Genomic DNA, 16,092 nt, shown 5'->3' with positions numbered 1-16,092 from the left:
ATCAGATGAACAATTTGCGCAAGCGCTGGGAAACGATGTCGATCACGCTCACTACCGCCACGATGACGATCAGCAGTGCGCAGGTCTGGCCGAACTGGAAGCCGCGAATGGCCTCCCAGAGAATCACGCCGATGCCGCCGGCACCGACCATCCCCACCACCGTCGCCGAGCGGACGTTGGATTCGAAGCGATACAGCGCGTAGGAAATCCACAGTGGCAACACCTGCGGAATGACGCCGAAGATGACTTCCTGCAGAGCGCTGGCGCCGGTGGCGCGCACGCCTTCCACGGGGCCCGGCTCGATGGCTTCCACCGCTTCGGCAAACAGCTTGGCGAGCACGCCGGTGGTACCGACGAACAGCGCCAGCACGCCGGCGAAAGGCCCAAGACCCACCGCGACGACGAAGAGCATGGCGAAGACCATTTCATTGATCGAACGGCAGGCGTCCATCACGCGCCGGACCGGCTGGTAGACCCACCAGGGCACGATGTTTTCGGCGCAGAGGATGCCCAGCGGAATCGCGCAGACGATCGCCAGTACGGTGCCCCAGAGGGCGATCTGCACAGTGACGATCATTTCCTTGAGGTACAGCTCCCAGTTGCTGAAATCCGGCGGAAAGAAGTCGGCGGCGAAGGTGGCCATGTTGCCGCCGTCGCGGATCAGCGCCAGCGGATTCATCTCGGCGCCCTGCCAGGACCAGCCCAGCAGCGCCAGAAACAGGCCCCAGCCGATCAGCTTGAACCACGAGCGTTTCTGCGGCGCGGCAACTGGGGTATGCGCGGTCAGTGAAGTCATTGGATGCTCCGGCAAACAGAAGTCGGCCGCCGCTTACGCGGCGGCCAGCGGATCAGCCAGCCGTAGCGGCGGCGGTTTTCTGCTCGATCTCGGCCATGCGCTGCTCAAGTGCGGCGAGTTGGGCGTCCAGCTCCTTTAGCTGAGCCCGCTTATCGCTTTCGTCGAGCTTGGCGTTGTTGGCGACTTCGCTGCGCTGCTTGAACAGCTCCAATTGGCGAATCGGCAGCAGCTGATCGTCATCGGAAGCGCGGAACTTGCCCCACTGCAGGTCTGCCAGTACTTCCATCTCGCCCGGCTGGTCGCCGTAGGTCATGAAGAACTCACGGATGCCGGCCTTGGTAGCTTCCGGCAGGTTCTTGCGCCAGACCATGGGGTCGGCGGGAATCAGCGGCGAGGTCCAGATGACCTTGAGTTGAGCGGCCTTCTCCGGCGCGGTCAGTTCTAGGCGCTCCATGCCCTCGTTGTTGAAGGTGCCGACGTCGACCTGCTTGTTGGCCACCGACAGAGCGTTCACTTCATGGCTGCCATTGAGCGAGCGCTTGAAGATCTTGTTGGCGTCCACCTTGTTCTTGGCGAACACGTAATAACCTGGCACCAGATAGCCCGAAGTGGAATTCGGGTCGCCGTTGGCGAAGGTCAGGTTGGCGGCGTTTTTAAGCATGTCGTCGACGGAGTCGATGGGGCTGTCCTTGTGCGCCACCAGCAGGCTGTAATAACCCTGCGCACCATTGGCGGCGACGGTCTGGGCGAAGATTTCGCCGCCGGCCCGGTCCACTGCTTCCATGGCCGACTTGTTGCCGTACCAGGCCAGGTCGACCTTGTCGAAGCGCATGCCCTGGATGATGCCGGCATAATCCGGCGCGAAGAACGCGTTGATCTTCATCCCGGTGCGCTCGCTCATGGCGGCAAGGAACGGATCCCAGACGGACCGCAGATTTTGCGAGGACTCGGTGGAGATGATGCCGAAGTTCAGTTCCTTGTCATCGGCATGAGCGCCGCCCAGCAGCGAGCCGGTCAGCAAGGCGGAGGCGGCCAGGACGCGGCCAATACGATTGAACATGGAAAAGCTCCTGTCAGAGATTGACGCTTGGGTTGGCGTGACGTGGATCAAGGGAAGTGGTGTTCAGGCCTTGGCCAGGCTCAGCGCGCGAACCGGCGCCGGCGGCGCGGCGGCGGGCGAGCGGGCCTGATCGGAAAACAGCAGGCTGGCGTCGAGATCGGCGCCGTAGAGATCGTTGAGAAAACGGCTATCGAGATCGGCACAGGCGCCGTCGTAGTGGATGCGCCCATCCTTGAGCGCCACCGCCCGGCTGCAGTAGCGCAGGGCGTAGTCGACTTGATGCAGGGTCACCACCACGGTCTTGCCGTCGCGTCGGTTGATGTCGGCAAGAATGTCCATAACCTTGCGAGCGGACTCGGGGTCGAGCGAGGCGATTGGCTCGTCGGCGAGGATGACTTCGGCCTGCTGAGTCAGCGCACGGGCAATGGCCACCCGTTGCTGCTGGCCGCCGGAAAGCGTCGACGCGCGCTGGTCGGCACGGTGGGCCAGCCCCACCCGCTCCAGCGCCGCCAATGCCTGCTGCTTTTGTTCGGCGCTGAACATGCCCAGCGAACCGCGCCAGCGCGGCATGCGACCGAGAAAGCCCAGCAGGACGTTGTCCAGCACACTGAGGCGGCTGACCAGATTGAACTGCTGGAAGATGTAACCGATGTCCGCGCGCAGCCGCCGTACGTCGCCATTCAGGCGTCCCGCCGACTGCACTTCGCGCCCGAGCACCTGGATGTTGCCGCCGCTGCGATCGCAGCAGGCCAGCCCGGCGATGTGGCGCAGCAGCGTGGATTTGCCGGAACCGGACGCGCCGATCAATGCCACCATTTCGCCCGGCTGCACGGAAAGCGCCAGGTCATGCAGAGCACGTTTGCCTGCGAAGGTCTTGTTCAGACTGTCGACACGGATAACCGCATTCATGGACCGTCTCCCTCATCGAGAACGACGGCAACCCTTGTTGGCTACCGTCTGATGAGGCATGACCTTAGGGTCGGCCAGTGTCGCTTCGGTGAACGTTCCATGACTGTTCGATGACTTGTCTAAACAGGCGAAACGGGCCTCGCCATGCGCCTGCCAGCGCGGGCTGTCTAGCTCGCCGGTCGAGGATTAATCGACTGTGGGGATGCCCTTCACTTGATCACCGACACCTTGTCGATGCTGACGAAACCAACTCTGATTGACCTCCAGCGCATAACGCGCCGGCTCGCGCGAACAGCGAATCGCCGTGCTCAGCGGCTCCAGATCGATGACATCGACGATGCGCCCCTGCTCGTCCATGAAGGCAGCCGACAGCGGCAGCGGTGTGTTCTTCATCCACAGGCAGTGGCGGCGAAAATCGTCGAAGCGAAACAGCATGCCGCGGTCCGCCGCCAGCTCGGTGCGCTCCATCAAGCCGCGTTCGCGCTCGGCGGGAGAACGGGCGTATTCCGCCTGTAGCCGCGTGTCGCCCACGCGCAGATCAAGTAGAGGCGCGGCGCTGGCAAACGAGGGCAACAGCATCAACGACAGCAAGGCGGCGCGCATATGAAGAACTCCAGACAGGTTGCGAATAAGCCGCTCAGTGCTCGTCAGCCGTAGCTGGCTGCGTGCCGTACATTGATCGCACCAGCGGCCCAACCGTCAGGCCCTGGAAGAGGATCGAGACCAGCACGACGATGTAGGTAAGGCTCAGCAGCAGATCCCGTTCATCGCCCAGTGGCAAAGACAGCGCGAGCGCTACCGAGACGCCACCACGCAGCCCGCCCCAGGACAGGATGCGTATGGTGCCGCGCGTGATCTGCCGGTCGGTGACGCCGTGCAGTTTGCGCAGCGTGACGATCATCGGTGCCACGGTAAGCACGCGTGACAGCAGCACCGCCCCGCCCAGCAGCATCGCCGCCACCGCGTGCAGCCAGCCAAACGGCAGGATCAACAGTTCTAGACCGATGAGCGCGAACAGCAGCGCGTTGAGGATTTCATCGATCAGCTCCCAGAAGCCATCGACGTAACGTCGCGTGCTGTCGGTCATCGCCTTCTTGCGGCCCTGGTTACCGATGATCAAACCGGCGACTGCCATCACGATCGGCGCCGACACGTGCAGATGGGTCGCCACTGCCGAACCACCGAACACCAGCGCGAGGGTCAGCATGACCGATGGCTGATGTTCATCGACCTTACGCAGCAGATAGAACACGCCATAGCCCAGCGCAATGCCCAGCAGGATGCCGCCTACCGCCTCCTTGACGAAGAGCAGGCCGAAGTCCGCCAGACTTGGCGTCTGGCCAAGGCTCAACACGCCGAGCAGGATGCTGAACAGCACCACGGCGGTGCCGTCATTGAACAGCGATTCGCCGACGATGGTGGTCTGTAGCGGCTTGGGTGCGCCGCTGCTCTTGAGAATGCCCATCGCCGCGATCGGGTCGGTCGGGGAGATCAGCGCACCGAACAGCAGACAGTAGATGAAATCGATATGCCAGCCGAACAGGCCAAAGATGTAAAACGCCAGCCAGGCCACCACCAAGGTGGAAATCAGCACGCCGCCGGTGGCCAGTATGCCGATGGGCCATTTGTAGCTACGCAGATCGTCGAGGTTGACGTGCAGGGCGCCGGCGAACAGCAGGGCGGGCAGGAACCAGGTCATCAGCACGTCGGAAAAGTCGATGCGGCTGACGATCTGCTGCATTTCGGTTTCGAGCACCGGATAGCCCAATGCCGAGAACCCCAGCGCGATCAATGACAGGACTAGCGCCGTCAGCATCACCCCGATGGTTGGCGGCAGCTTGATGAAGCGGTAGTTGACGTAAGTGAAGAAGGTCGTCAGCGCAATGAACGCCGCCGCTAGGTCAAGCATCGGAAAACTCCAGCCAGTTCGTAGCGGGCCATCTTAGCGATTCGCCGGGCAGTCATGCGCGCGTCAGTCGATTTCGGCAATTGGCTGCTCGGCTTGCTGAGTGCTAGCGTCGCTCCCGTAGCGCTTCTGACAACGCTCGCAATAGAAGCTGCGGCGCTTGCTTCGCCCCAGCTCCTTGGCTTTGACGAACGGGATCTTGCAGCGCGGACAGGTCGTTTTGGTGTGCGCCAGCCAGTGCGCCTTGAGCGTGCCCTCGCGCTTCCATTGGAGAAATTCGAAGCTGTAGGTCCGTACCTCTCGCACCAGTTCGCGCAGCTTGGCCGCGGGTAGATCACCGGTCAGCGACAGTGGATGGATGCGCGTGCGAAACAGCACTTCGTTCTTGATGATGTTGCCGGAGCCCGAGAACAGCGTCTGGTCCAGCAGTGCATCGCAGGCGAGCAGGCGTGGCCGGGCGCGGAGTTTCTTGAGCGTCGCGCGGCCATCCCAAGCATCACTCATGACGTCGGCGCTCCAGTCGTAGGCCTCGTCCAGCGGGCCTTCGATGGGCTGCACCGAGCAACCGTAGAAATTCAGCTCGCCGTTGGCGAAGCCAAGGCTGAGGCGCGGCGCTGATTCCTTACGCTCGTTGATCCGATAGCTGCCGAACAGCAGCAGATGGATGCGCAGGGAAACGTCGTCCAGCTCGATGAGGAAGTGCTTGCCCCAGCTGCGAAACGATCGCACGGTCTGGCCGACCAGGCGCGCCTTATCCAGCTTGGCGCTGCCTTCTGCACGTTCGATGGCCTGCCCGGTAAACGGCGCGACTTCTTCGCGAAGAATGACAATAGACGGACCTTCGGGCATGGCGATATCGCTTCGGCTAGGCGTTACCGATATCGACTGGCGCCGGGCGTGAAGGTGCGATGGAGACGACCAGGCACGATATGACTGCTCTAAGTTCGTGAGCGCGAGCCGGCCTCTGCCGCACCGACGGGCTATCCGTGACCGGAACCAGTTCACGCGCTCGGCGTTGTGCCGGCAGGCGCGGGCCCATACAGTGGATGCCAGCCGTGGCGCCGCGGCTTTGCCCGCGCCCCTGCCCACAAATCTCGTCTGGATGTAGCCGATGGATATCAAACCCTTATTGAAAACACTGGCCGCCCAGGATGGCTCCGACCTGTTTCTCTCCACTGGCGCGCCGCCCTGCGCCAAGTTCAACGGCGTACTCAAGGCCTTGTCAGCCGAGCCACTGAAACCCGGCGACATCGCCACCATCGCCGACGCCATCATGGATGCCGAGCAGCGTGCCGAATTCGAACGCGAGCTGGAAATGAACCTGGCGATCTCGGTGCCGGGCGTTGGGCGCTTCCGCATCAATATCTTCAAGCAGCGCAACGAGGTTTCCATCGTCGCGCGCAATATCAAGCTGGACATCCCCGTTTTCGAGGACCTCAAGCTGCCCAAGGTGCTGCTCGACGTCATCATGGAGAAGCGCGGTCTGGTGCTGTTCGTCGGCGGTACCGGCTCGGGCAAGTCCACATCGTTGGCGGCGCTGATCGATCACCGCAATCGCAACAGCGGCGGGCACATCATCACCATCGAAGATCCTGTGGAATATGTGCATCGGCATAAGAAATCCATCATCAACCAACGCGAAGTCGGGGTGGATACCCGCAGCTTTCAGGCCGCGCTGAAGAACACCCTGCGCCAGGCGCCGGATGTGATTCTGATCGGCGAGATTCGCGACCGCGAAACCATGGAGCACGCCCTGGCATTCGCCGATACCGGCCACCTGGCGATCTCCACCCTGCACGCCAACAACGCCAACCAGGCGCTGGATCGCATCATCAACTTCTTCCCCGAAGAGCGTCGTCCGCAGCTGCTCAACGACCTGGGCAACAACCTCAAGGCGTTCATCTCTCAGCGGCTGGTGAAAACCCGCGATGGCAAGCGTCGAGCCGCGGTGGAGGTGATGCTCGGCACGCCGACGATTCGCGATCTGATCAAGCGCAACGAGTTCAGCGAGCTCAAGGAGATCATGGAAAAGTCGAAGAACCTGGGTATGCAGACGTTCGACCAGGCGCTCATCGACCTGGTCAACGAAGGGGTACTGGACGAGGAAGAGGCGACCAAGAACGCCGACTCGGCGAACAACGTGCGGCTCAAACTGAAGCTGCACCGCGACGGCGGTGTGGCGGCGGCCCCGAGCAACGCGCCAGAGTCGCCACAGGCGGCCGGCAACGCAAGCTGGGGTGATCTCAAGCTGGAAGAGCTCGACGACCCGCAGGACGAGAACGGCCATCCCTGAAGTCCATAAGGCTCAGGCCCGGCGGTTCACCAGCTCAGCTGCCGGGCGCTTTCGAAGTGCCGCTCGATGCCGGTCAGCGGATCGCTGAAGCTCAACGCCCGGGCCAGCAACTGTAACGGCTGCGAATAATCATCCTGATCACGCCGCCCGCGCTCGATCAGCTCCGGGTAGAAGGGATCGTTACAGATACCGGCCCCCAGCGTGGCCATCTGCAGGCGCAACTGATGCTTGCGCCCGGTGACCGGATACAACGCGTAGCGCCAGAGTTCGCCACGGCGTTCGAGCACCTCGATGCGCGTCTCGCTGTTGGGTTCGCCATCGCCCTTTTTCATCAGGAAGAACGGCTCGCCGTCGACCATATGCAGCCGTTCCTGGCGCGGAAAATCCAGATCGGGCAGCGCCGGGCAGATCGCTTCGTAACGCTTGTCTATCTTCCGTTCGCGAAACAACGCCTGGTAACGGCCACGGCTTTCGGGATTGGTGGAGAACAGCACCAGCCCGGCGGTCAGCCGGTCGATACGGTGAATCGGCACCAGATCAGGGTTGCCCAAACGCTTGGTCAGGCGCGCCAGCAAGGTCTCGTTGACGTACTCGCCTGCCGGCATCACCGGCAGGAAATGCGGCTTGTCCGCTACTAGCAGATGCTCGTCGAGGTGCAGAACCTGCTCCTCGAAAGGGATCGGCTTTTCATTCGGCACTTCGCGGAAATAGTGAATCTTCAGCGCAACCTGATAGGGATGCGTCGCCGCAAGTGGCTGACCATCGGCACCGAGCACGCGACCCCGCTCAAAGCGATCGAGCCAGGTGGCGCGGTCGATTGAGGGGAAGTGCGCGCACAGACAGTCGAGCACAGTGGTCCATTCGCCCTGTGGCAAATGAAGGGTGCTGCGAGCATTCGGAACGGAAGCAGACATGGCGGCCATGGGGGATGGAACGGCCGCTGATGATACCTGACTGCCGAACCCACGCCTCCCGGCGAGCGCGGACAAAATAAATCGCCGAGATCTGTCGATTTCGCGCACCGCCGCTCGACCAGGTAACAAGGGCGTCGGGACCATCCGCGACGCCCCTCCATCGTCCCGCACTCGGAGGTCCCCGATGACCAGCCACGCCATCGTTTCCCGCCCGCAATGGATTGCCGCCCACACCGAACATCTGCTCAAGGAAAAGCAGGTCACGCACCAGCGCGAAGCCCTCGCTGCCGCGCGCCGCGAATTGCCCTGGACACTGGTGGACAAGGATTACCGGTTCCATGATGCGCATGGGGCAGTCCGCCTGGACGAGCTGTTCGCCGGGCGCAGCCAACTCATCGTCAAGCACTTCATGTTCGGCCCCGACTGGCAGGAGGGCTGTGTCGGCTGCTCGTTCGAGATGGATCATCTGCAGGGCCCCCTGGCGCACCTGGCCAACCATGACGTCAGTGTCGTCGCCATGTCGCGGGCGCCTTTCGCGGCACTCGATGCCTTTCGCCAACGCATGGGCTGGCAGATTCGCTGGGTGTCTTCGGCCGGGAGCGACTTCAACCGTGATTTCCACGTCTCGTTCGATCCCGAGGACATCGTCGAGGGTAAGGTCTTCTACAACTACGCCTGGCAACCGTTCGAATGCGAGGAGCTTTCAGGTTTCAGTGTGTTCTACCGCGACGAGGACGGGCGCATCTTTCATACCTTTTCCGCTTACGGGCGCGGCGCCGAGGAATTGCTGGGCAGCTATGTGCTGCTCGACATGACGCCCAATGGCCGCAATGAAAACGGCCCGCGGCACAACCTCACCGACTGGGTCCGGCACCATGATCGCTACGGCAGCGGCGACACGGTCGATGCCACCGGGCGCGCCAAACCAGGCGATTCCAATGCCTCTGCCGGCTGTTGTCATCAGGCAGATCCTCGGTGAGCCAGCTGACGCATCGTGGGCCGGGCCGTGAGCCCACCAGAACGGGACGCCGGAGCGATACCGGTGGGCTGAAGCCCACCCTACGGCGATGCATGACAAGCTGACGCATCGTGGGCCGGCCCACGCTACAACGTTGGAGCGAACCCTGCCGAGATCGCCCGGTCCAGACAAGAACAACCAGCGCCGCGGCCCCGCCCCGGTTACCTGACCACTTCGAGTCCAGACCAAGCGAGATTTCCATGGCTATGACAGTTGGCGATTATGTAGTCGAGCGCCTGTATCAATGGGGTGTGCGACGTATCTACGGTTATCCCGGTGACGGTATCAACGGCGTGTTTGGCGCTTTTAACCGGGCCAGCGGCAAGATCCGTTTCATCCAGGCCCGCCATGAGGAGATGGCTGCCTTCATGGCCTCGGCTGATGCCAAGTTCAATGGTGGGCTGGGTGTCTGCATCGCCACTTCCGGGCCTGGCGCGGCGCATCTTCTGACTGGCTTGTACGACGCGCGCATGGACCACATGCCGGTGCTCGCCATCGCCGGCCAGCAGGCCCGCACCGCCATGGGCGCGCACTATCAGCAGGAAGTCGATCTAGCGTCGATGTTCAAGGACGTCGCCGGTGCATTCGTGCAGCAAGCCAGCGCACCGGCTCAAGTCAGGCATCTGGTCGACCGGGCGATTCGCACCGCGGTAGGCCAGCGCACTGTCACTGCGATCATCCTGCCCAACGACCTGCAAGAGATGGAGTACAGCGAGCCGCCGCGTGCTCACGGCGCAGTGCATTCCGGTATCGGCTATACGCGACCCAAGATGGTGCCCTACGAAGTTGATCTCATACATGCCGCCGAAGTGCTTAACGCGGGCGAGAAGGTGGCGATTCTGGTTGGTGCCGGCGCGCTGAATGCCACCGACGAAGTCATCGCGGTAGCCGAAAAACTCGGTGCCGGTGTCGCCAAGGCACTGCTCGGCAAGGCCGCTTTACCGGACGATCTACCCTGGGTCACCGGCTCCATCGGCCTGCTCGGCACCGAGCCGAGTTACAAGCTGATGACCGAGTGCGACACCCTATTGATGATCGGCTCGGGCTTCCCCTATTCCGAATTCCTGCCCGAAGAGGGCCAGGCCCGGGGCGTGCAGATCGACCTCAAGGCCGACATGCTCAGCATCCGTTACCCGATGGAAGTGAACCTGCAGGGCGACTCGGCGGAAACCCTGCGGGCGCTGCTGCCATTGCTGCAGGAAAAGACCGATCGCGCCTGGCGCAAGGACATTGAAAACTGGCGGATGGATTGGGAAAAAACCCTGGAAAGCCGCGCCCTGATCGCGGCCGAGCCTATCAACCCGCAGCGCGTCGCCTTCGAGCTATCGCCGCGATTGCCGGACTTCGCGATCATCACCAGCGACTCGGGTTCCTGCGCCAACTGGTACGCCCGCGACGTGAAGATCCGCCGCGGCATGATGTGTTCGCTGTCCGGTGGCCTGGCGTCGATGGGCGCAGCCGTGCCTTACGCGATTGCCGCGAAGTTCTCCAACCCGGACCGCCCGGTGGTGGCCCTGGTGGGCGACGGCGCCATGCAGATGAACAACATGGCCGAGCTGATCACCGTCGCCAAGTACTGGAAGGAATGGCAGAACGCGCAGTGGATCTGCTGCGTGTTCAACAACGAGGACCTCAACCAGGTCACCTGGGAGCAGCGGGTGATGGAGGGCGACCCGAAGTTCGAGGCCTCGCAGAATATCCCCAACGTGCCCTACCACCGCTTCGCCGAGTCGATCGGCCTCAAGGGCATCTACTGCGACCGCGAGGACCAGGTCGGCGCCGCCTGGGATGAAGCTTTCGCCGCCGACCGACCGGTGCTGCTCGAATTTAAGACTGACCCGAACGTGCCGCCACTGCCGCCGCATCTCAAGTTCGAGCAGGCGAAAAAATACGCGACGGCATTGCTACACGGAGACCCTAACCAGCGAGGCATTCTCGTTCAGTCGGCTAAGCAGGTGCTCAGCAAGGTGCTGCCAGAGCGCGGCAAGAAGAAGGAATAATTTGCGGTTGGGCGCCGAACCCAAAGCGGAGCGCTTCGACTCACCGTCGGTGCGATTTGCTAAAGGGAGCCCCAGGCGGGAACAGTACTAAGCTGTCCCGCCATGGCGCATCCACGATTCCGAGTGGTAAACAGGTAACGGCGCTCAGTCCTGCTCGTCGCGGGTCATTTTCCCGGTCTTGCCGTCCATCTTGAATTCCCAGACCTTGCCGTCGGCCTTTACACCTTCGCCTTCCCACGAATCATTGTCCGCGTCGATGGAGTGAAGCTCTGTATAACCAGCGGCCTTGGCTTTTTCCACGGCTTGCTCAAGGGTGATCCAGTCGGCGCCTGGCTTGTCGGCCAGCGCGACCCCGCTGGCGCTTCCGAGAACGGCGACGGCAAGAGCGGCAGTCAGTTTCTTGTGGTACATGGGCGCGATCCTTTAGTGATTTCTAGATGCGGGCCGCAACGCAGACCCTGTTGAATACGAGGCCGGTGGCCACGTAGGGTTCCTTGCGATGGGTCTGGCACGCACATCGAGACTGTGTCAGCGCTTGTCGATGGAAACGAGCGCCGCCTCGTCGCCCTCACTCTGAAAACCGATCTGCACCGCATCGCCTACGGAAAGACCGTCGAGCTGTTCTCGCCGGGCCTGGAACTCCATGGTCGATGCTGGCCATTTCAATGCGGGCACCGGACCATGGGCGATGGTCACCACGCCTCGTTCGCGGTCCAGCGCCTCGATGGTTCCGCTGGCACGCATGACCGGCTCCGAAACCATTTCCGTAGCGGGTCCCGCGTCGATATCCGGAGATTCCGCCGGAGCCGCAGGTTTGAGCAGGTCCTGCGCCAGTGCGGGCTGATTGAGCAGAAACACGCTTAGCGCGACGCTGTAGAACAGATTCATGACAGCCTCCCGAAACAGGTGGACGTACGCCGTATTGGACAATGCAGCCGCCGCTATTGCTGGGTGCCGAGCACTTTTTTGCTACGGCGGGTGCCGTTCAGGTTCGCGTAAGCCAGGGCTCGTAACCTGTGAATCGTCGAAACCCACACAGGAAAACGAAACCATGAAAACCCTGACTACGCTGATCACCGCCGCTACCCTCGCCCTTGGCGCCAACCTGGCCATGGCTCGCGATCTGGGTCCGGACGAAGCACTGAAGCTGCGCGACGCCGGTACCATCCAATCGTTCGAAAAGCTCAACGAAGCGGCACTGGCCAAGCATCCCGGCGCCAAAGTCGAGGAAACCGAGCTGGAAGAGGAATACGGCCGCCACGTCTATCAGCTTGAATTGCGTGACGACAAAGGTGTGCAATGGGACATGGAGCTCGACGCCAAGACCGGCGAAGTGCTCAAGGACCATCAGGACGACTAATGCCACGCGCCACTCTTCTCACCGTTCCACTGGCCCTGCTGCTCGCTGCCACCCCGGCGGCGAGCCGTGACCTGGATCAGGACGAAGCCCTGCGGCTGCGTCGCGAGGGGCTGATCCAGCCGCTGGAAAGCCTTCTGCAGCGCGCCATGCAGCGTCATCCCGGGGCGCGGCTGTTGGAGGCCGAACTGGAAGAAGATGATGGCCTCTACGTTTATGAGATCGAATTGCTGACCGCCGACGGCATTGCTCGTGAACTCGAACTCGATGCCCGCGATGGTCGTCTGCTCAAGGATGAAGAAGACTGATGCGCTTGCTCCTGGTCGAAGACAACGTGCCGCTGGCCGATGAACTGCTCGCAAGCCTCAGCCGCCAAGGCTATGCCACCGATTGGCTGGCCGACGGCCGCGATGCCGACTATCAGGGCAGCAGCGAACCCTATGACCTCATCGTTCTCGACCTCGGCCTGCCTGGCAAACCGGGGCTGGAGGTCTTGCGCGCCTGGCGTGCACGAGGCCTGGCGACGCCTGTGCTGATTCTCACCGCCCGTGATTCCTGGGCCGAACGCATCGAAGGACTCAAAGCTGGCGCCGACGATTACCTGACCAAACCCTTCCATCCCGAGGAATTGCTGTTGCGCATCCAGGCGCTGCTGCGCCGCGCCCACGGCGTCGCCAATCAGCCGCTGCTGCAAGTCGGTGGGTTGGCATTGGACGAAGCACGCCAGCACTGCAACAAGGACGGCCAGGACATCGAGTTGACCGCTGGAGAGTTCCGCCTGTTGCGCTACTTCATGCTGCATCCCGGCCAACTGCTTTCCAAAACCCAGCTGGCCGAGCACCTCTACGACGGCGAAACCGAGCGCGACTCCAACGTCATCGAAGTGCATGTCAATCGCCTGCGCGGCAAGCTCGGGCGCGAACTGATCGAGACCCGCCGCGGCCAAGGCTATCGCTTCGGCGGCGCACCTTGAAATCAATCCAGCGCAGCCTCAGCCTGGGGCTGATCGCCGTTCTGCTTATCGTCAGTCTGCTATTGCTGCAGACCAGTCTTTGGCTATTCGAGACAGGTCTCAAACGCAGCCTGGAAACCGACCTGCGTGAAGAAACCGAAGGCCTGCTGATCGCCGTGGTGCAAGGCCCGGACGGCTTCAAGCTGGATTCGAGCCGGCTTAATCCGCGCTACCAGCGGGCGTTTTCCGGCCACTATTTCCGCATCGACCTGCCCGAACGCAGCTGGCGCTCACGCTCGCTGTGGGATGCCGAGCCGGCCTGGCCCAGAACCGACGGGCTCGCCGACGAGCTGCTCGACGGTCCGCAAGACCAACGCCTGCTCAGCTATCACGCCGACTACCGCCGCGATGGTCAGACCATCGGCATCAGCGTCGCCCGCGACTACACGCCGATCCTCACGAGTTTCGCCCAGGTTCGTCTCGCGGGACTGGGCCTGGTCGGTGTCGTCCTGCTGGTATTCCTGCTACTGCAGCGCTACGCGGTGAAGCTCGCCATGCGCCCATTGGAACGAGCCCGCCAGCAGATTGCTCAATTGCAGCAGGGCCAGCGTCAGCAGCTCGATATTCAGGTGCCGCAGGAGCTGCAGCCGCTGGTGGAACAGATCAATCATCTGTTGGCGCACACCGACGACACCCTCAAGCGCTCGCGGCATGCGCTGGGCAACCTCGGCCATGCGCTGAAAACCCCACTGGCGGTGCTCGGTAGCCTCACCCAGCGCGATGAACTGGCCGCACAGCCGGAATTGCAGGCCAATCTGCGCGACCAACTGGATCAGATCCAGCAACGTGTATCCCGCGAACTGGGCCGTGCACGGCTGGCCGGCGAGGTGCTGCCTGGGGCCTATTTCGACTGCGCCGAAGAGCTGCCGGGGCTGTTCGAAACGCTGCAGATGATTCACCGTCGCGACCTTGATCTGCGCTGGCATACCCATGCCGATTGCCGCCTGCCCTGGGATCGTGAAGACATGCTCGAGCTGCTCGGCAACCTGCTCGACAACGCCTGCAAATGGGCGCGCTCGCAGGTACTACTGAACATCGAAAAGCTGCCTGACGGTTATCTGATCCGGGTTGAGGATGATGGGCCGGGAATTCCCGAAGACCGCCGCGAAGCTGTTCTGGAGCGCGGCGCACGTCTCGACGAACGGGCGGAGGGCCACGGCCTGGGGCTCGGTATCGTGCGGGATATCATCGCCGCCTGGAACGGCCATTTGACGTTGGAGCAGAGTGCGCTCGGCGGACTGCAGGTAAGCATTCGCCTGACAACAGCAAAAAGCCGGGCAGTTCAGCAAGGCAATAGCGGACGGTGATGCGAAAGAGCAAATCGCTTACTGCGGGCGGGATAGCTCGTTGCGCATGTCTTCCAGAATGGTTTCCACCAGCAGGCCGTTCTGCACCTGACGGCCGGAGACCATGCGAGTGGCTTCGGTGCCGTTGATTCGGTAACCGATACGGACCACCAAATAGCCGTCGTCTTGCGGCTCCACGCGGGTTTGATAATCAGCCGGAAAATTGTCGGCAAGGTGACGGGACAGGGTTTTCATCAAACGCCTCATGCGCTGGGTCTGACACAAAGACCCGGCAAATCAGCCGGAGATTCCAACCACTCATCGGATGACCGCTCATCGACAACAAACTGTAACGTTGCGCGCCCCGGCCCGCCTCACTTCTTCTCGCTTCTGCCGTACGCCAGCCAGGCCAGAGAACCCATACCGGCAAAAACGGTTGCGGAGAACAGCAGCGCATTCAATAACAGGCTCATGGTGTCGTCTTCCTCGTTCAGCTCGCTTGATGTACGCCCTGAATATATGTAGCGTTACACGACACGTCTAGCTACCCGATAGTAGCGTGTAAAGTTTTCCAGCAGATGAGGCGAGCATGAAAAGGACGCAATCGATCAATCAGATCCGCTGGGATCTGGCGCTGCGTTATCGCTTGATCGAGACGATTGTCTGGTGGGAAGGCCGCCTGACCACGGGCCATCTGATGCAGAGCTTCGGCATCAGTCGGCAGCAGGCATCGAAAGACATCAATACCTACCTCAACGAGCATGCGCCAAATAACCTTACATATGACCGTCATCTGAAGGGCTACACGCCGAGCAAGCGTTTTCAGCCGCTGTTCATCGACGGTAGCGCCAGCGCCTATCTTCATCTGCTGGACCAGAACCGCGATCGCGCACCGCATATCGAAGGCCTGGCGTTGGCTTATGCACACACCGAAGTGCTGCGCATGCCCGATCGCAGCATCCGCCCCGAGGTACTGCGGCCGATCTTGCGCGCCTGCCGCGAAGGGCTGCGGCTGGAAACCGAGTACGTCTCCCTCGCCCATCCCGAGGTCGAAATCCGCGTGATGGCACCGCATACCCTGGTCTTTACCGGCACGCGTTGGCACGTGCGCGCGTATTGCGAGAAGAACCGCGGCTACCGTGATTTCGTGCTCAGCCGCTTTCGCGGCGAGCCGGATCTGATGGATGAAAGCGGGAATACCCGTGACGCAGATGAGGCCTGGAATACCGCGGTCGAGGTGATCATCGAACCCGATGCGCGGCTTAAGCCGGAGCAGAAGGCGATCATTGAAATCGATTACGGGATGGAGAACGGCGAGTTGCTTATCCAGACGCGCGGTGCGTTGGTGCAGTACGTGCTGCAGCGTTATCAGATCGATCCCAATACCGTGCAGGCGAATGCTGCGGCGCAGCAGATTCAGGTGCGGAATCTGCAGGGGTTGAAGGGGTGGTTGTATTGATGGGGTTGGCGACTCGTGCTGCTTTTCGTAGGAGCGAGCTTGCTCGCGAAGCGGTGGTGGCACGGCCGTGTTTGCACGACGC

Annotated in this window: 18 protein-coding genes; 8 read left to right on the top strand and 10 right to left on the bottom strand. The window is 62.0% G+C overall.

The annotated features are described in order from the left end of the window. Position 1: 1 nt before the first annotated feature. From phnE to D7241_RS00695, 6 genes are all read right to left on the bottom strand, one after another. Entirely contained in the window at positions 2–796 is a 795-nt protein-coding gene (phnE, locus tag D7241_RS00720) for a phosphonate ABC transporter, permease protein PhnE (protein ID WP_408099885.1), read from the bottom strand. A gap of 52 nt (positions 797–848) precedes the next feature. Next, complete coding sequence (phnD, locus tag D7241_RS00715) at positions 849–1,856, bottom strand: phosphonate ABC transporter substrate-binding protein (protein WP_408099884.1); 1,008 nt, start codon at positions 1,854–1,856, stop codon at positions 849–851. Between the two features lie 63 nt (positions 1,857–1,919). After that, positions 1,920–2,765 (bottom strand): phosphonate ABC transporter ATP-binding protein, encoded by an 846-nt coding sequence (gene phnC, locus D7241_RS00710; protein ID WP_408099883.1) that lies wholly within the window; start codon positions 2,763–2,765, stop codon positions 1,920–1,922. A gap of 186 nt (positions 2,766–2,951) precedes the next feature. Beyond that, the gene (locus D7241_RS00705) at positions 2,952–3,368 is read right to left on the bottom strand and encodes a DUF192 domain-containing protein (protein WP_408099882.1); all 417 of its coding nucleotides are present in this window, start codon (positions 3,366–3,368) and stop codon (positions 2,952–2,954) included. 34 nt (positions 3,369–3,402) lie between these two features. Beyond that, entirely contained in the window at positions 3,403–4,674 is a 1,272-nt protein-coding gene (locus D7241_RS00700) for a cation:proton antiporter (protein WP_408099881.1), read from the bottom strand. 63 nt (positions 4,675–4,737) lie between these two features. Next, positions 4,738–5,520, bottom strand: coding sequence for a DNA-formamidopyrimidine glycosylase family protein (locus D7241_RS00695; protein WP_408099880.1), 783 nt, complete (start codon positions 5,518–5,520; stop codon positions 4,738–4,740). A gap of 262 nt (positions 5,521–5,782) precedes the next feature. Between D7241_RS00695 and D7241_RS00690 the strand changes: the two genes are divergently transcribed. Beyond that, on the top strand, positions 5,783–6,964 hold the full coding sequence (locus D7241_RS00690) for a PilT/PilU family type 4a pilus ATPase (protein ID WP_408099879.1): 1,182 nt from the start codon (positions 5,783–5,785) through the stop codon (positions 6,962–6,964). 26 nt (positions 6,965–6,990) lie between these two features. Here D7241_RS00690 and D7241_RS00685 read toward each other — a convergent pair whose 3' ends face one another. After that, positions 6,991–7,878, bottom strand: a complete 888-nt coding sequence (locus tag D7241_RS00685; protein ID WP_408099878.1) for an RluA family pseudouridine synthase — start codon at positions 7,876–7,878, stop codon at positions 6,991–6,993. 184 nt (positions 7,879–8,062) lie between these two features. On the opposite strand from D7241_RS00685, the gene D7241_RS00680 reads away from it, so the two are divergent. Continuing rightward, positions 8,063–8,857 (top strand): DUF899 domain-containing protein, encoded by a 795-nt coding sequence (locus tag D7241_RS00680; protein WP_408099877.1) that lies wholly within the window; start codon positions 8,063–8,065, stop codon positions 8,855–8,857. A 239-nt stretch (positions 8,858–9,096) separates the two neighbouring features. After that, positions 9,097–10,896, top strand: a complete 1,800-nt coding sequence (locus D7241_RS00675) for a thiamine pyrophosphate-requiring protein (RefSeq protein WP_408099876.1) — start codon at positions 9,097–9,099, stop codon at positions 10,894–10,896. A gap of 144 nt (positions 10,897–11,040) precedes the next feature. On the opposite strand, the gene D7241_RS00670 is transcribed toward D7241_RS00675, so the two are convergent. Both D7241_RS00670 and D7241_RS00665 read right to left on the bottom strand, forming a co-directional pair. Beyond that, positions 11,041–11,307 carry a PepSY domain-containing protein gene (locus D7241_RS00670; protein WP_255982366.1) on the bottom strand — a complete coding sequence of 89 codons (267 nt, stop codon included), beginning with the start codon at positions 11,305–11,307 and terminating at the stop codon, positions 11,041–11,043. 117 nt (positions 11,308–11,424) lie between these two features. Next, positions 11,425–11,784, bottom strand: coding sequence for a copper-binding protein (locus tag D7241_RS00665; protein WP_408099875.1), 360 nt, complete (start codon positions 11,782–11,784; stop codon positions 11,425–11,427). Positions 11,785–11,947: 163 nt separating this feature from the next. Between D7241_RS00665 and D7241_RS00660 the strand changes: the two genes are divergently transcribed. The 4 genes from D7241_RS00660 to D7241_RS00645 are packed head-to-tail and all read left to right on the top strand — an operon-like array spanning position 11,948 to position 14,572. Next, positions 11,948–12,256 (top strand): PepSY domain-containing protein, encoded by a 309-nt coding sequence (locus D7241_RS00660; RefSeq protein ID WP_408099874.1) that lies wholly within the window; start codon positions 11,948–11,950, stop codon positions 12,254–12,256. Then, the gene (locus tag D7241_RS00655) at positions 12,256–12,561 is read left to right on the top strand and encodes a PepSY domain-containing protein (RefSeq protein ID WP_408099873.1); all 306 of its coding nucleotides are present in this window, start codon (positions 12,256–12,258) and stop codon (positions 12,559–12,561) included. The genes D7241_RS00660 and D7241_RS00655 overlap by 1 nt, the downstream gene beginning before the upstream one ends. Continuing rightward, positions 12,561–13,226 carry a response regulator transcription factor gene (locus tag D7241_RS00650; RefSeq protein WP_408099872.1) on the top strand — a complete coding sequence of 222 codons (666 nt, stop codon included), beginning with the start codon at positions 12,561–12,563 and terminating at the stop codon, positions 13,224–13,226. The genes D7241_RS00655 and D7241_RS00650 overlap by 1 nt, the downstream gene beginning before the upstream one ends. Continuing rightward, entirely contained in the window at positions 13,223–14,572 is a 1,350-nt protein-coding gene (locus D7241_RS00645) for a sensor histidine kinase (protein ID WP_408099871.1), read from the top strand. The genes D7241_RS00650 and D7241_RS00645 overlap by 4 nt, the downstream gene beginning before the upstream one ends. 18 nt (positions 14,573–14,590) lie before the next feature. Here the strand turns inward: D7241_RS00645 and D7241_RS00640 are convergent, their stop codons facing one another. Beyond that, on the bottom strand, positions 14,591–14,806 hold the full coding sequence (locus D7241_RS00640; protein ID WP_408099870.1) for a hypothetical protein: 216 nt from the start codon (positions 14,804–14,806) through the stop codon (positions 14,591–14,593). A gap of 334 nt (positions 14,807–15,140) precedes the next feature. On the opposite strand from D7241_RS00640, the gene D7241_RS00635 reads away from it, so the two are divergent. Beyond that, positions 15,141–16,010 carry a WYL domain-containing protein gene (locus D7241_RS00635; protein WP_408099869.1) on the top strand — a complete coding sequence of 290 codons (870 nt, stop codon included), beginning with the start codon at positions 15,141–15,143 and terminating at the stop codon, positions 16,008–16,010. Positions 16,011–16,092 lie beyond the last annotated feature (82 nt).

The sequence above is a fragment of the Stutzerimonas sp. VN223-3 genome, assembly GCF_045999685.1.
GTDB lineage: Bacteria > Pseudomonadota > Gammaproteobacteria > Pseudomonadales > Pseudomonadaceae > Stutzerimonas > Stutzerimonas stutzeri_AR.
This window is presented reverse-complemented; position numbering and strand designations above follow the sequence as displayed.

Excerpts from the sequence above, each read along its gene's own strand:
- D7241_RS00705 (WP_408099882.1), bottom strand. The coding sequence starts at position 3,368 with ATGCGCGCCGCCTTGCTGTCGTTGATGCTGTTGCCCTCGTTTGCCAGC.
- D7241_RS00695 (WP_408099880.1), bottom strand. The coding sequence starts at position 5,520 with ATGCCCGAAGGTCCGTCTATTGTCATTCTTCGCGAAGAAGTCGCGCCG.
- D7241_RS00670 (WP_255982366.1), bottom strand. The coding sequence starts at position 11,307 with ATGTACCACAAGAAACTGACTGCCGCTCTTGCCGTCGCCGTTCTCGGA.
- D7241_RS00635 (WP_408099869.1), top strand. The coding sequence starts at position 15,141 with ATGAAAAGGACGCAATCGATCAATCAGATCCGCTGGGATCTGGCGCTG.
- D7241_RS00675 (WP_408099876.1), top strand. The coding sequence starts at position 9,097 with ATGGCTATGACAGTTGGCGATTATGTAGTCGAGCGCCTGTATCAATGG.
- D7241_RS00660 (WP_408099874.1), top strand. The coding sequence starts at position 11,948 with ATGAAAACCCTGACTACGCTGATCACCGCCGCTACCCTCGCCCTTGGC.
- D7241_RS00700 (WP_408099881.1), bottom strand. The coding sequence starts at position 4,674 with ATGCTTGACCTAGCGGCGGCGTTCATTGCGCTGACGACCTTCTTCACT.
- phnD (WP_408099884.1), bottom strand. The coding sequence starts at position 1,856 with ATGTTCAATCGTATTGGCCGCGTCCTGGCCGCCTCCGCCTTGCTGACC.
- D7241_RS00650 (WP_408099872.1), top strand. The coding sequence starts at position 12,561 with ATGCGCTTGCTCCTGGTCGAAGACAACGTGCCGCTGGCCGATGAACTG.
- D7241_RS00640 (WP_408099870.1), bottom strand. The coding sequence starts at position 14,806 with ATGAAAACCCTGTCCCGTCACCTTGCCGACAATTTTCCGGCTGATTAT.
- D7241_RS00655 (WP_408099873.1), top strand. The coding sequence starts at position 12,256 with ATGCCACGCGCCACTCTTCTCACCGTTCCACTGGCCCTGCTGCTCGCT.
- D7241_RS00680 (WP_408099877.1), top strand. The coding sequence starts at position 8,063 with ATGACCAGCCACGCCATCGTTTCCCGCCCGCAATGGATTGCCGCCCAC.
- D7241_RS00690 (WP_408099879.1), top strand. The coding sequence starts at position 5,783 with ATGGATATCAAACCCTTATTGAAAACACTGGCCGCCCAGGATGGCTCC.
- phnC (WP_408099883.1), bottom strand. The coding sequence starts at position 2,765 with ATGAATGCGGTTATCCGTGTCGACAGTCTGAACAAGACCTTCGCAGGC.
- phnE (WP_408099885.1), bottom strand. The coding sequence starts at position 796 with ATGACTTCACTGACCGCGCATACCCCAGTTGCCGCGCCGCAGAAACGC.
- D7241_RS00685 (WP_408099878.1), bottom strand. The coding sequence starts at position 7,878 with ATGTCTGCTTCCGTTCCGAATGCTCGCAGCACCCTTCATTTGCCACAG.
- D7241_RS00665 (WP_408099875.1), bottom strand. The coding sequence starts at position 11,784 with ATGAATCTGTTCTACAGCGTCGCGCTAAGCGTGTTTCTGCTCAATCAG.